Source organism: Siminovitchia jepli, from assembly GCF_047228825.1.
Lineage (GTDB): Bacteria > Bacillota > Bacilli > Bacillales > Bacillaceae_C > Siminovitchia.
This window is the reverse complement of record NZ_JBFEGN010000091.1, coordinates 1-13,710: the sequence shown is the minus strand read 5'-3', so window position 1 is coordinate 13,710 and position 13,710 is coordinate 1. Positions and strand designations below refer to the sequence as shown.

The following is a 13,710-nucleotide window of genomic DNA, read 5'->3' as shown; positions in this document are numbered from 1 at the left end:
CATTGCGATTTGTCGCAATGGCACCGTGACCCTTTATGGTTACGGAACCTCCCCATTTCAATGGGGAGAGGTTTCAGTTTCATATGAATTAAAGCAGTAAAGATTAAAGTTGTAAATGTAGTCCTCAATTGTAAAGGCTCCATTTAACATGCTTATAAGTGTAGATTTAAAGGCTTCAGCCCTGCAAGGCTAAAGCCGTTTTTTTGTTATTTTCAATTGTTCTTGAGAGGAGGTACTTTTTAATAGATTGTTAAGCAGTCCGTTCCACTCAGAACGTCCAGGTTCTTTTTAAACGTCCTTACCTTGCCAGCTAGGAAAGCACAGAATGGAAAATAGGAAATCAATTTGATCGTTAAAATAGAAGCTGCCAGCGAAACAGCAACAATAATAACGTATTGGCAAAGTAGCTGGAGAATACGCCGGCTAAATGGGGTGCGAGCAGCTGTTGAAATTGCCAGTGCAGTAAATAAATGCCAAAGGAATAATTGCTGATTTGATTGATTACTTTGCTTCGAGGTATCTTTTGTCCCCATGCGAATACTGCTAAGCAGAAGGAAATGACCATTGTAATATTTTTGATTTCAAATTTTATTAATTGTCACGTCATTCAATGGATCAAAAGCGTCCTATTTTTATGATTCAATCATGATGTGTCTTTGAAAGAACGTTCCTCTGTTTTTTTAAAAACTGGCAATAGATAATAATGGCCATCAGTCTCCTCGAATCGCCACCTGGGATTACCACTGGTAGATATCCAACCACTTCAAAACTCCCCTTCTTAAAACAATCCAGTTAAATCACTCTCAGTAGCTGCTATGACCATGTAAATCTCGTTTATAAGAAAAAAATAAAACATTTACCGGATGTTAACAGTGCCTTTATGTTTGGATTTTATGCTTTTAACTGTAAACAAAAATAAACAAAAACAATCAAAAAGGGAGAGCTTGAATATGGACAGGCAAATATTCAAAACGATCGCTGCAGGAGTCGTTTCACTTTCAGTATTGGCAGGATGCAGTTCCGGAGTGAAAGAGGAGTCAAAAGGCTCAGTTGATTATAATCGTTTATCATTGGAAGAAATCGAAGAAGGGGCCAAGAAAGATGGCGAACTTGCTTCCGTTGGTATGCCTGATACATGGGCAAACTGGGTACAGACATGGGATGAACTGGAAAAGAAATATGGCATCAAACATACGGACACTGATATGTCGAGTGCCGAAGAACTCGCAAAGTTTGAATCGGAAGGTGAAAACGGGACTGCCGACATCGGCGACGTTGGCATTGCCTTTGGCCCTATTGCCGAAGAAAAGGGATTGACACTTCCTTATAAGACTTCCTATTGGGACGAAATTCCAAGTTGGGCAAAAGATGACGATGGAGATTGGATCGTCGGCTATACAGGAACACTCGCTTTTATTACCGACAAGAACAAGGCAAAAGATGCACCAGCCTCTTGGGAAGACCTGAAAAACGGAAATTATAAAGTATCGATTGGTGATGTTGAAACGGCTAATCAGGCTCAATTTGCTGTACTGGCTGCAGCTTACGCTTTCGGCGGTGATGAAAAAAATATTGAGCCGGGAGTCGAATTCTTTGCGGATCTTGCCAAACAGGGCCGCCTTGGAACGAATGATCCTGGATTGGCTCAATTGGAAAAAGGAGAAGTGGAAGTGGCCATTATGTGGGACTTCAACGCATTAAACTATCGTGACCAAATCAATAAAGATCGCTTTGATGTTACGATTCCGGAAGAAGGGTCTGTGATGTCGGGCTACGCGACCATTATTAATAAACATGCCCCGAATCCAAATGCCGCAGCAGCTGCAAGAGAATATATCCTATCGGACAAGGGACAGGAAAATCTGGCACGTGGCTATGCCCGTCCGATTCGGGATGTTCAGCTTCCAGAAGATGTGAAAGCAAAGCTGCTTCCTGATGAGATGTACAAAAATGTCCAGCCCGTAAAAGATCCGGATGCCTGGACGGAAACAACGAAGCAATTGCCCCAAGCATGGCAGGAAGAGGTGTTGATACATGTTAAATAATAAGCTTGCATTTATCATGATTGACGGTTTGCGCTATGATGCGGCGGTGTCAGAGATGGGGTATATGCACCATCTGGTGGAAAAGAGGCAATCGGCCCGCTTTAAGATGAAATCTGAGTTGCCCAGCATGTCAAGGCCATTGTATGAAGTGCTGTTGACGGGAACTCCGGTCTGTGAAAGCGGCATAACCACCAACCAGACGGTCCGGTTATCCCATCAAGAAAGCATTTTTCACCTGACCAAAAAACATGGATTAACCAATGCCGCAGCTGCTTACTACTGGGTAAGCGAACTATATAACCGTGCTCCTTTCCGGCATCAAACGGACCGTTTCCAGCTTGATGAAAGCCAGCCAATTGAAAAAGGCATTTTCTATTGGGAGGATCATTATCCCGACAGCCATCTGTTTGCGGATGCGCATTCTTTAATGACCTCCTATAAACCTGACTTTTTATATGTTCATTCCATGAATGTCGATGATGACGGGCACCGCTATACCGGGGACTCAAGTGAATATCGCAGCAGGGTGATCCAGGTGGATACCTTGTTGGGATCCATCATTCCTGCATGGGTAAAAGAAGGATATCAGGTGATCGTTACCGCAGACCATGGTATGAACAAGGATGGCATGCATGGCGGAACCACACCTGAAGACAGGGAGGTGCCTTTGTTTATCATCAGTGAAAAAATCGAACCGGGAATGTATGAAGAGGTCATCCCGCAATTGCAATTGGCGCCATTGGCATGTCACCTGCTGCAAATTCCGGCGTCGGATAAAATGCAGCCTCTTCAACTTCCCGGCATCAAGACTCCTTCTTTCTAGAAGGTGTCTTTTCCTGAATAAAAGAAGCCGAAAGGAGTTTTTGATTTGAGACGGATGAACGGGTTTGCCGCAGTGTTCATCATTCCGTTTTCCATTTTTGTTTTCATGTTTTTAATCGTTCCTGTTATTACGATGCTTTTGGACAGCTTTCAAAAAGCAAACACCGGATTTACATTTGCAAACTATCAGTCCATACTGAAAAACGGGTTCTATCATCAAGCGTTTGCCAATAGTATAAACATTTCATTGATTTCCAGTTTGATTGCCATGATAATGGCCATTTTTGCAACTTATTCCTTAACTAAATTGCCGCAAAGCATACAGAATAAAATGATCAATTTTGCCAATTTAACATCCAATTTTGCAGGAATTCCCTTGGCTTTTGCTTTCATCGTACTCTTTGGGAACAGTGGGTTGTTTATCCTGTTATTTGAAAAAATGGGCATGCATTCACTCTCATCGTTTAATTTGTATTCCTTGTCGGGACTTGTCCTTATTTATATATACTTCCAATTGCCGCTGGCGGTCATGCTGCTGTTCCCTATTTATAACGGCATCCAGTATCAATGGAAAGAAGCAGCTGCTATTCTTGGGGCGTCAACCGTCCAGTTTTGGCTAAAAATTGGGGTTCCAATTATACTGCCAAGTTTAGCCGGAACATTCAGTATTTTGTTTGCCAATGCAATGGGAGCATATGCATCAGCATTTGCCTTGACGGGAAGCAGTTATAATTTACTCCCTGTGCGGATTGGTGCATTGGTTTCCGGTGATGTATTTGCACAGCCTGAGCTTGCCAGCGCGCTGGCATTGTCACTTGGTGCCATCCTTGTAGCCGCGATGCTGCTGAATGAATGGCTGACTCGCAAAGTTCGGAGGGATTTACAATGATGAAACGCCCTATTTATCACTATATCGCGATTGGAATTGTGTTACTGTACTTGTTTGTGCCGATAGCAGCTACTTTTCTGTACTCGCTGGCAACAGAATGGAACCATACCATTTTGCCGGAAGGGATAAGTTTTCAATGGTACCAGCAGCTTTTTGGCGACAGCAGATTTATACATTCGTTATCCCGTTCCCTTCTGATATCCCTGGGAACTGCGGTAATCGCTGTTGTTATCATCGTCCCGACTGTATGTGCCGTAATATTATATGCACCCAGACTTGAAAAATATATCCAGGCCATTACTGTTATGACATATGCTATACCGGGTGTCATTTTGGCCGTAGGGTTAATCAGGGCCTACTCTGATTTTCAGATTTCAAAACTCCTCATTGTCATGGGTGCTTATTTTATCTGTGTGATTCCATATATGTACCAGGGAACAAGGAACAGTTTAAGAAATATCAACGCTCCTGCTTTAATGGATGCAGCTGCGGTATTGGGAGCCACCCGTTTGACTGCATTTCTCCAGATTATAGTACCAAACATCATGCCGGGGATTTTGGTATCAGCTCTTTTATCCTTTTCCATTTTATTTGGAGAATTTGTCCTTATCAACATGGTTGTCGGTACCAGATTTGAGACAGTGCAGCTTTATTTGTTTGCTCAATTAAGTAAGAGCGGGCATATAGCCAGTGCAATCGTCGTCTGTTATTTCACCTTAATCGCCCTTATTACGGCTTTAATCATTAAAGCCACATCTATACAAACTTCGATGGGAAAAAATACAGTGACTAAGAGAACACGGCTGAAAATCACATTACCAAAGAAAGAGGCTGTCAAATCATGAGCTATACATTCATTGATAAAATCCGGAAGACATTCAATCATCAAACAGTATTGAATGATATTGAAATATCTGTTGAAAAAGGAGAACTGGCCACCCTCCTGGGCCCAAGCGGCTGTGGAAAAAGTACATTGCTCCGAATTCTGGCCGGGCTGACAAAACCGGATGCCGGCAGTATTTTCCTGGAGGGCAAGAACATTACCCATTTTGATCCAAAAGAGCGGGCAATTGGAATGGTGTTTCAATCATATGCACTGTTTCCAAATATGAATGTCGTTGAGAATATCGCATTCGGGTTAAAGATGAAAAAAGAAGGCAGCCCAACGATTAAGAAAAAGGTTGCAAGAATGATAGAACTTACGGGATTAGAAGGCAAAGAGAAGAGCTATCCGCGTGAATTGTCCGGCGGCCAACAGCAAAGGGTCGCTCTTGCAAGATCATTAGTTACCGAGCCAAAACTGCTTTTGCTTGATGAACCATTAAGTGCGCTTGATGCACAAATTCGGAAGAAGCTTCAACAGCAGCTCCGGACCATCCAGCAAGCATTGAATATGACAATGGTCCTTGTTACCCACGACCAGGAAGAGGCAATGGCGGTCAGCGATCGCATTTTCATTCTAAACAAAGGGAAGATTGCCCAGCAAGGCACCCCCCATGACATTTATACACGGCCGGCAAATGAATTTGTTGCACGTTTTATCGGCAATTATAATGTATTGTCCAAAAAGGAACTTGCTGCTCTTGTTCCAATGGACCAAGATTGGAATCATTCTCACTATGCAGTACGTCCCGAAGCATTCTCGCTTGCACAGGTGCCGGACAGCTACTGTGTCAGAGCTCAAGTGGACAGTGCAGCCATGCTGGGCAACATTACAAGATATACTGTCCATCAGAATGAAGTGACGATGTTGGTCGATCAACTGCATCAAACCCAGTCGCCTATGAAACTAAATGAATGCCAAACCTTCTATCTTCGGAAGGAGGATATTATTCCATTATCATGACTTTTTTATCGGAAGAACGGCAGAACATCATTGTGGATCTTATCAATGAGCAAGGAAAAGTACTGGCCACCGAACTAGCCGCTTTTTTTGCTGTCACTCCTGAGACAATCCGCCGGGATCTTCACCGTCTGGAACAGAAACGAAAACTGAAACGCGTGCATGGTGGTGCTATTGGGATATTTTCTTCAATAGAGAGCGAGCCTCATTTTGAACATAAACGAAATATCATGCTTTATGCCAAAACTGCCATTGGCAAAAAAGCAGCCGGCATGATTGATGACGGCGATACGATTGTGATTGATGTAGGTACGACAACCCTGCAGTTGGCAAAAGAAATACAAGGTGTAAGAAACGTAACGATCGTAACTAATTCCATTGCGGCCGCAAATGTCCTGAACGACCGCCTTGAAAAAAAGCATTTTGAAGGGAAAGTCATTGTTTTGGGCGGGATATTGAACCCTGATCAGAAATCTCTTTCTGGTTCGATAACCTGCCGAATGCTTGAAGATTTTTGCTTTGATAAAGCTTTTATTTCTTGCGGAGGAATTATGCAGCCGGACATTAGTGATTATGACATGGAGGAATCGTTAGCTTCTTCCATTATGATTAAACAGGCTGAAAAAGCCTATTTACTTGTTGACTCGTCCAAAGCAGGCCGTCGCTCCTTTTGTCGGATTTGCGACATATCACAAATTGATTGTGTTATTTCCGATTGTGGCATGCCTTCAGGATGGAAAAAGGACACAAAAGTCCAACAATTAGAGTGGATTGTAGCGGAAGGAGTATAATAAGTGAGCATAGATTACCACGTCCATCTCGAAGAAGGACCTTATTCATTTAAATGGTTAAACAGGACAAATAAGGCCTTGGGCCATTTCAAGCAACATTCGTTAGACAAGCATACTTATGGATGGCTAAACGAAAGTATGGAGCGCGTGATGGAGCGAATCCGCCGCGGAGCTTACCATGAATCATGGGTTGACTTGTATCTGCAGGAGGCAAAACGAAAAGGATTAAAGGAAGTTGGCATTGTTGATCACTTATACCGCTTCCATGAAACCCGCCCTTATTTTGAAAAGCATCTGGATCTTAGTGACACCGATATAGGGAAAATGCAGCAAAATTGGCTCAATCAGGTGATGACAGAAAAATTCGAGTTATTTGTGGCTGCCATTGAAAAAGCAAAATTAAGGTGGGCAAAGCAAGGAGTCATTCTGAGGCTCGGTATAGAAGCAGATTATTTCCCGGGGGGCGAAAAAGAACTTCAGAAACTGGTTGAACAGTATGAATGGGATTTTGTCATTGGATCTGTCCATTTCCTGGATGGATGGGGATTTGATAACCCGGATTCTAAAGATCAATATGAAAATGTAGACTTATATTTAGCATATGAGCGGTTTTTTACAGTAGTTGAAAAGGCCATTCGCAGTAAGCTGTTTGATTTCATTGCCCACTTGGATAATTTTAAAGTGTTTGGTTACCGTCCTGATGAACAACTGCTTGTACCACATTATCACCGGATTGCCAAAGCACTGGCTGAAACGAACACAGCTACGGAAATCAATGCCGGATTATATTATCGTTATCCGATAAAAGAGATGTGCCCGAGTCCGAATTTCCTTGATATCCTATTGCAACACCGCGTCCACTTTACTATTTCATCCGATTCACATTTCCCGGATGATGTCGGGAACTTTGTTGAAAGAAACAAACAAGCATTACTTCAAAGCGGAGTCCAGCGCGTTGCCACATTCGACAAAAGAAAAAGGATTATGAAGGCTATAGGGGAATTGTTCCCGGTTGAACATCGTTTACATTGAGAATAGTTTTTTACTTTTTCCAAATTCTCTCTTGCATCTCCATTTACGTGAGGTTTTATGATAGATATAGACTATTTGCGGGAGGAATTTGGATGAAAAGGGATACGAAATACTCCATTGGGAGTTTTCTGAAAACAAAAAACACAAACAAAAAGTCCATTTGGATTCCCCCGTCCTTCAAAAAATTTGCACGCCATGTTTGGGAATCGATAGAAGATTATCTTTTCAACCCTAAAACAAAAAAGGTCCATTTCAAAAAATATGGTGATTTCCATACACTCGAAGGAAAAACCACCGGAATTTAGATACGAGAACGGTTTTGTAGAGTGGAATGGATTAAAGATCAAAGTGAAGTTCCCTGAACTCGGAAAAGATAAATATTTAGAAGCAGCTCTGCACGATGAAATCGATTATTGCCGGATTGTAAGAAAAATTATCCGCGGCAGAAGATTCTATCTGCAGCTGGTGATGAAAGGCGTACCTCCTCAAAAACGGCTTATTGGTGCTGTATAGGTTAAACACCGGATGCGCACGTTAAGTTGTGAGAGCTGACCGCAAGGGAAGCCTCTATCGAGTCTCCTGTTCAAACAGAACGATTTGTGCGCAAACGTCGTGTGGAAAAGCTCTAGTACGCAGCCGAAAACCTCATCTTAGATACGGAAAAAGCACAAAGTACACACGCACAATTGCTTATTGGCAATGGGACCGCGACCCTTCAGGGTCCCGGAACCTCCCCGTTTTAATGGGAGAGGTTTCAGTTCTGTCATTGTGGGAAGTATGATGCATAGAGACGACCTAACTGGCAGCCGCCATTCATGACACCTGCCTGGAGCAAATTCCGGATGTAGAAGGAGTGAATTTTGAAAAGTATTTGGGAATGGTATTATAAAATATAAACTTGAGTCATGCAAAAACTGTGGATATTCAATTCAGCGGCCTGCTTTATGAATAAACTGTTTTCTACAAATGTTTGTTAAGGCCGCTTTCTCAGTTCGTCAGTACAAAATGTTTTTTTATTTAACCCGTTTTAACTCCTTTAGTTCACTTTCTTGTTCCAAGGAACGGGCGGAAAGCAGCTCGATAATTCGATGTTGGCTGTCTTGGATCTGTTTTAGCTGTTTGACACTTTCGTTTGTTTCCATTACAGCCAGTTCTATATGCTGTTGACGCTCTTTTAATACCTGTATGTCTTCTGTATTTACAGCGACTTGCTTAGCAATGGCATCCAATTTTGTTTCAACAACTTCAAACCTGCTGTTTACCTGATCAAATCTAATATTGATCTCATTAAACTTGTTATTTACGTCTTCAAATCTGCTGTCAACCTGATCAAATCTAATTTTTACCTCATCGAACTTGTTATTTACGTCTTCAAATCTGCTGTCAACCTGATCAAATCTAATTTTTACCTCATCGAACTTGTTATTTATGTTTTCAAACCTGCTGTCAACCTTTTCAAAACTGCTATTCATGTGAGAGTACATTTTTTCAAACCTTTTGTTCATTTGGGATTTAACATCTTGCATCTCATTTTCAAAAGTATCAACACGACGGTTTAATTTTTTCAGTTCACCAAGAATTAAATCAAGCTTTTCTTCCATGAAATTGCCTCCTTTTAGATTTGTTTTTTTCGAAGTGTCGATGTATCTCCATGAATACTGCCAATCTCATTCGTTATCATCATTATGAACGTTTCATTAAGAAACTTCAACGGGTGATCGTTAAAACTTTTCCGAAATTTCTCCGTGCAACTCCTTGGTTAACTTGAAATTATGTCTGAAACGGAACGACAAAAATTGACTACATTGGAATAAAAAAGTTACAGATGAGTCGAAGAAGCCTTCGGCTTTAGCAGTGGGATAAATTTGACAAAACGGAATATTAATAGAAAAAAAGACAAGGAATAGCCTATTCCCCTTGTCTTTTTTCTTTTTCCATAATATAAAAAAGGAGAATTTTCGTGCAGACGATCACCATTAAAGTAGAACTTTTAAAACCGACAAAAGTAAAAAACAGATGTACAAGCAAATGACAGAAATCAACACAAAATTTGCGAATTGGCTGCTTTCTTATAGTGATTTAAAGCTTTTTTCTAGCGAAAAATTCCCGGCAGCAGTAGTGAATCAAACTATCCGCGAAGTAAAATCAAAAAAGAAAAAGCAAAAAGCGGAACGATTTAAAAGACTCTGGTGCACACTCAACAATCAAAATAGAAAGATCGAAAAACAAAAAGATTTGTACGCCATCTCATTTCCTACGCTGAAGAAAAGGATAGGAGGTTCCATGGTCGTCCACAGAACGCCAAAAAGTCTGGCTAAATAAAATACTGGATGGATCCACCAAAAAGGGAGTAGTTATGCTTCACGAGCACGCGGTCGCTGGTATGCACTTCAGAATCCCACCGGCTTTAGCCGTGGGAGTGTCAACATTTCTTTAATCATCTCCTTTTTTGGAATTTGGTGAATACCATTACATTCAAGGGGAGTTTTCATTGGATTTGAAATTCGGAGATGTCATTCGATTTGAACGGACATTCACAAAAAGGGTGTCGAAATGTTTAAAAAAGTATCCGTGAATGAAGGGGATCATCATACGATCCCAATGAATAGGGAAGACTTGTTGTTCAGGGGCTATTAACGGAGCATTACCAACAAAAATTGGCGGGGATTACATGTACTTGCCCGTAATTAATTTTAATTTTTTAGACCCGTTTTTACTGGAGATACAATAAGTTGTGAAGTAACAATTGAAAACTGGAAAAGAAAGATCATAATAGAATATCGATTTTGGCAACTTTCTAAGTCACAAATCAAATGGAGAAACAAGTAATAAGCGGAAACTTTGCGGGAGTTGTATTGACAGGGGATTAGTTGGAAAGAAAAAATATTTCCTGAATGAATAAATAGGCCCTAAAAAGAGTGGCTGATTTGATCGTCTTTCCGGAAGCCTTCATCCCGGCCTATCCCCGCGGTCTCACTTTTGGTGCTAAAGTTGCAGCCGGTCCGCGGAAGGGCGCGGGGACTGACTCCGCTATTGGGAAAACTCGGTACCTGTTCCAAGCGAAACGTCAGACAGACTCGGGGAAGCCGGAGTGTATGTTGTGATTGGCCTAATTGAAAGGGACAATGAGTACAGCGGCGACACCCTGTATTGTACCATTCTCTTTTTCGGGCTGGACGGAAAGTTGCTTGGAAAACATCGAAAGCTGAAACCAACCGGATCGCAGCGCCTCATTTGGGGAGAAGAGGACGGCAGCACTCTTCCGGTATTTGATACACCTTTTGGAAAAATCGGAGCACTCATTTGCTGGGAAAACTATATACCGCTTGCAAGAGCTGTTATGTATGCAAAGGGTGTCCAAAATCTATATTGCACCTACGGCGGATGCGAGAGAGACGTGGCAGTACCATCCGGTATATCGCCTTGGAGGGACGCTGCTTTGTCCTGTCAAGCAACCAGTATGTCACTAAAGATATATATCCGATTGATTTGGCCGGTTATGAGGAACTTAAGTCCTCTCCAGAAGAAATGTGTTTCGGCGGCAGCGCCATTGTCGGTCCGCTTGGCGAATACATAGAGGGGCCAGTGTTTGGAAAAGAGGAAATGCTGGTGGCAGACCTAAGGGCTTTCGGTGGATGGAGTCGAAGACCGGCTTGATGTGCTGGAACGGTTGGAAGAGTTATATAAACAGCTGGGCATGACGGAAGAGGCGTCGGAAGCAAAGCGTGAGATGGAAGCAGAGAAAAAAAAGGAAGAGCATAATAGGATTACAAGACGGGAAGAGCTCTTGCAAGTACCAAGAAAAACAGCCGCTCCTAAATCAAAAAAGATCGGAAGAAACGAACCTTGTCCATGTGGCAGCGGAAAAAAGTATAAAAAGTGTTGTGGGAGATAACTGGTGATAAGAAAAGCGCAAACGCCTTGCTTATTGACGTACAGACCGGAGTACCTCCGACGAGAAAAAGAAACACGGCGAGGAACGCAGGCTCAAGCAGCGATGTCCTCGAAAAAGCTTCGCTTTTCCTTCGTGCGATGACGATGCTGTCGAAGCTTTCCTTGTCCTGTCGCTTCGCCTGCACTAGCACATCCTGTGCGTCGGAGCCGATGTTGACTTATCGTAGGGAAACCGCCGCTTCTTCGAGTAACCATTCTGCAGCTTTGCGACGAGCGTTTCAGTCCCCTCATGATGATATAACTATGGGTGATTTGATGAGCCTTCTATGGAAGGTCTTTTTAGTTAGGTTATAGCCCGGTTACCCCTTAAAGAATTGCTCAAGCAATTTGCTTTCGACCAGTCGATTTCGGTCATTTGTTTATACATCCATTTTTCACATATAGTGGTTAAAAGTTCCAATTTAATGATGATCGTCTGCACGAAAATCTTATTAACAGGAACGAACGTTCAACATTTCTGTATATTCGTAATATTTGTAAAAGTAATATAAGACAAGAGAAAGGCTATAGTCTTTTTTTTATATTTTAATATTCTGTTTTGCCGAAAAAAATTCATTCCGCGGCTGAAGCGAGGGCTTTCTTCGACTCATCTGTAATAACTGATGAGTTCATCCATCAGTTTTGTACGATAGAATGCTTCGGATCTCATTCGTTAGGTCACCGCCATCGAAATTTACTTTTAAACGTTTATTGAAATCCATGTTTTTTCATTTTTAAACATCATGCAGCTTCATTTTCTTGTAGTGGTTCAATTACATTTAAATCTAGAAGACACAGTAAATCTTCCATGTTGTTCATCCTATAAACAGGGGGTGTGAGTTATCCTGTTTCGTTACAGCACAAATGATGATCAATCACTTGTGAAGTATATCTTTCTATAATTTTTCTCGTAAACTATTGTCATAAGAATCGTAGTGTGTTAAAGTGTACTCACTAAATGGAACATTATTCCGAATATCGGAATAGAAGTCGGTATAGTTTGTTCCGGGTGTAAGCGGATACAATTATCCTGGTTAGAAAGGGGAAGAGGAGAGATGGTTTTTTGGAAAAATGAGAAGGATGTTGAGGTTTACTCGCCTCCAGGCCATGAGGGGACGTTCAATCGACGTCTTGTGGGACCAGCGGAAGGGATTAAGCATTTAGAGGTGATTATCGGAGAGATGGAGCCGGGTGGTTTGGCGGATCCCCATTTGCATGAGGACATCGAACAGATCATGTACATCCTTTCCGGAAAAATGCATGCGATTATCGAAGGGGAAGAGGCTTACTTATCGACGGGGGATATTGTGTGGATTCCGAAGAATGCGATGCATGATATTCGGAATACAGGAGATGAGAATTTGCGTTTTGTGTTGATGTATTCACCTCAAAAGGTGAAGGGTTGAACGATTGAGAGGGAGGAGTGGGAGAAATGAAAAAGATGAATGGGATTGCCCTTTTGTTGACGGGCGTCTTATTGTTATTCATCGCATCGGGGTGTGGAGGTGAAGCAAAGGGAAACAGGACCGATGGGACGATCAAGCTCAAGATTGCGGATTCGCTTCCCACGACGAATTTTTTGTCATCTGAAGGAACTGTTTTTTTCATGAACCGTGTGACCGAATTGACTGACGGGAAAGTGGTGTTCGAACATTATCCGGCTGAGCAGATAGGGAAGGCGAGCAGTTATCTCGATTTGACCTTGTCGAAGACAGTGGATATCGGCTATACGTCGTACTCGACTGAAAGACTTCCTTTGACGGAAGTTTCGACTTTGCCAGGTGCCTATAGTTCATCGCAGGAAGGTTCGGAGATTTTCTGGAAGCTGATGAAAGATTATTTGACGGAAGAGGAGTATTTGAAGCATAACGTCCGTCCGGTGTTTGCGGTGGCACTGCCCCAATATCAGTATGTAACAGCAGAAAAGCCGATTCATAGCTTGGAGGATATTAAGGGGACAAAAGCCCGTGTGACCGGTACCATGGAGTTCGGTTTCGATTTGCTTGGTGCTTCCCCGATTTTCATGCCCGCTTCTGAAGCGTATACAGCGATGGAGCGCGGTACGGTCGATGGCGTTACATTTCCGTTTACAAGTTTTGCGGCGTACCAGATTGAGGCGATTGCGAAGCATACGACAAAAGGGGCGAATTTAGGGAGCTTTGCGGTTGTCTATGCCATTAATGAGGAATTGTACCAATCCCTTCCGCAGGATGTAAAAGAGGCCATTGCGCAAGCGGGGGACGAGACGGTCCTGCATTTGTCAACATTCCTTGATGAGAAGCAGCTTTGAGGAGTAAATTTATGTTTTTTAGTCCTTAAAACAGAAAATGCACTTATCCACAGATGTAAAAATTT

General features: G+C 42.3%; 14 protein-coding genes and 1 pseudogene. 13 read left to right on the top strand and 2 right to left on the bottom strand.

Going from position 1 to position 13,710, the window contains the following annotated elements:
- Nucleotides 1–239: 239 nt before the first annotated feature.
- Complete coding sequence (locus AB1L08_RS19110) at nt 240–533, bottom strand: hypothetical protein (protein WP_413066231.1); 294 nt, start codon at nt 531–533, stop codon at nt 240–242.
- Nucleotides 534–950: 417 nt separating this feature from the next.
- On the opposite strand from AB1L08_RS19110, the gene AB1L08_RS19105 reads away from it, so the two are divergent.
- The 8 genes from AB1L08_RS19105 (at nt 951) to AB1L08_RS19070 (ending at nt 7,935) form a co-directional block, all read left to right on the top strand.
- Nucleotides 951–2,045 (top strand): ABC transporter substrate-binding protein, encoded by a 1,095-nt coding sequence (locus AB1L08_RS19105; RefSeq protein ID WP_413066230.1) that lies wholly within the window; start codon nt 951–953, stop codon nt 2,043–2,045.
- The gene (locus AB1L08_RS19100) at nt 2,035–2,868 is read left to right on the top strand and encodes an alkaline phosphatase family protein (protein WP_413066229.1); all 834 of its coding nucleotides are present in this window, start codon (nt 2,035–2,037) and stop codon (nt 2,866–2,868) included. Before AB1L08_RS19105 ends, AB1L08_RS19100 begins: the two co-directional genes overlap by 11 nt.
- Nucleotides 2,869–2,922: 54 nt before the next feature.
- On the top strand, nt 2,923–3,756 hold the full coding sequence (locus AB1L08_RS19095) for an ABC transporter permease (RefSeq protein WP_413066233.1): 834 nt from the start codon (nt 2,923–2,925) through the stop codon (nt 3,754–3,756).
- Nucleotides 3,756–4,601, top strand: coding sequence for an ABC transporter permease (locus AB1L08_RS19090; RefSeq protein ID WP_413066232.1), 846 nt, complete (start codon nt 3,756–3,758; stop codon nt 4,599–4,601). The genes AB1L08_RS19095 and AB1L08_RS19090 overlap by 1 nt, the downstream gene beginning before the upstream one ends.
- Nucleotides 4,598–5,602, top strand: coding sequence for an ABC transporter ATP-binding protein (locus AB1L08_RS19085; protein ID WP_413066228.1), 1,005 nt, complete (start codon nt 4,598–4,600; stop codon nt 5,600–5,602). Before AB1L08_RS19090 ends, AB1L08_RS19085 begins: the two co-directional genes overlap by 4 nt.
- A complete protein-coding gene (locus AB1L08_RS19080; RefSeq protein ID WP_413066227.1) occupies nt 5,599–6,390 on the top strand; it encodes a DeoR/GlpR family DNA-binding transcription regulator in 792 nt (263 codons plus the stop codon). The genes AB1L08_RS19085 and AB1L08_RS19080 overlap by 4 nt, the downstream gene beginning before the upstream one ends.
- A gap of 3 nt (nt 6,391–6,393) precedes the next feature.
- Entirely contained in the window at nt 6,394–7,422 is a 1,029-nt protein-coding gene (locus tag AB1L08_RS19075; protein WP_413066226.1) for a histidinol phosphate phosphatase domain-containing protein, read from the top strand.
- A gap of 348 nt (nt 7,423–7,770) precedes the next feature.
- Entirely contained in the window at nt 7,771–7,935 is a 165-nt protein-coding gene (locus AB1L08_RS19070; RefSeq protein WP_413066225.1) for a hypothetical protein, read from the top strand.
- A 500-nt stretch (nt 7,936–8,435) separates the two neighbouring features.
- Here AB1L08_RS19070 and AB1L08_RS19065 read toward each other — a convergent pair whose 3' ends face one another.
- Nucleotides 8,436–9,023: a hypothetical protein gene (locus AB1L08_RS19065; RefSeq protein WP_413066224.1), complete on the bottom strand. Its 588-nt coding sequence runs from the start codon at nt 9,021–9,023 to the stop codon at nt 8,436–8,438.
- Between the two features lie 427 nt (nt 9,024–9,450).
- On the opposite strand from AB1L08_RS19065, the gene AB1L08_RS19060 reads away from it, so the two are divergent.
- The 5 genes and pseudogenes from AB1L08_RS19060 to dctP all read left to right on the top strand — a co-directional run bounded on the left by AB1L08_RS19060 (nt 9,451) and on the right by dctP (nt 13,645).
- Nucleotides 9,451–9,744 carry a hypothetical protein gene (locus AB1L08_RS19060; RefSeq protein ID WP_413066223.1) on the top strand — a complete coding sequence of 98 codons (294 nt, stop codon included), beginning with the start codon at nt 9,451–9,453 and terminating at the stop codon, nt 9,742–9,744.
- Between the two features lie 769 nt (nt 9,745–10,513).
- Nucleotides 10,514–11,079: pseudogene (locus AB1L08_RS19055) on the top strand (nitrilase-related carbon-nitrogen hydrolase).
- Nucleotides 11,054–11,317, top strand: a complete 264-nt coding sequence (locus tag AB1L08_RS19050; protein ID WP_413066222.1) for an SEC-C metal-binding domain-containing protein — start codon at nt 11,054–11,056, stop codon at nt 11,315–11,317. Before AB1L08_RS19055 ends, AB1L08_RS19050 begins: the two are co-directional and overlap by 26 nt.
- A 1,093-nt stretch (nt 11,318–12,410) precedes the next feature.
- Nucleotides 12,411–12,761 (top strand): cupin domain-containing protein, encoded by a 351-nt coding sequence (locus tag AB1L08_RS19045; RefSeq protein ID WP_413066221.1) that lies wholly within the window; start codon nt 12,411–12,413, stop codon nt 12,759–12,761.
- A gap of 26 nt (nt 12,762–12,787) precedes the next feature.
- The gene (gene dctP / locus AB1L08_RS19040) at nt 12,788–13,645 is read left to right on the top strand and encodes a TRAP transporter substrate-binding protein DctP (RefSeq protein ID WP_413066220.1); all 858 of its coding nucleotides are present in this window, start codon (nt 12,788–12,790) and stop codon (nt 13,643–13,645) included.
- Nucleotides 13,646–13,710: the final 65 nt, after the last annotated feature.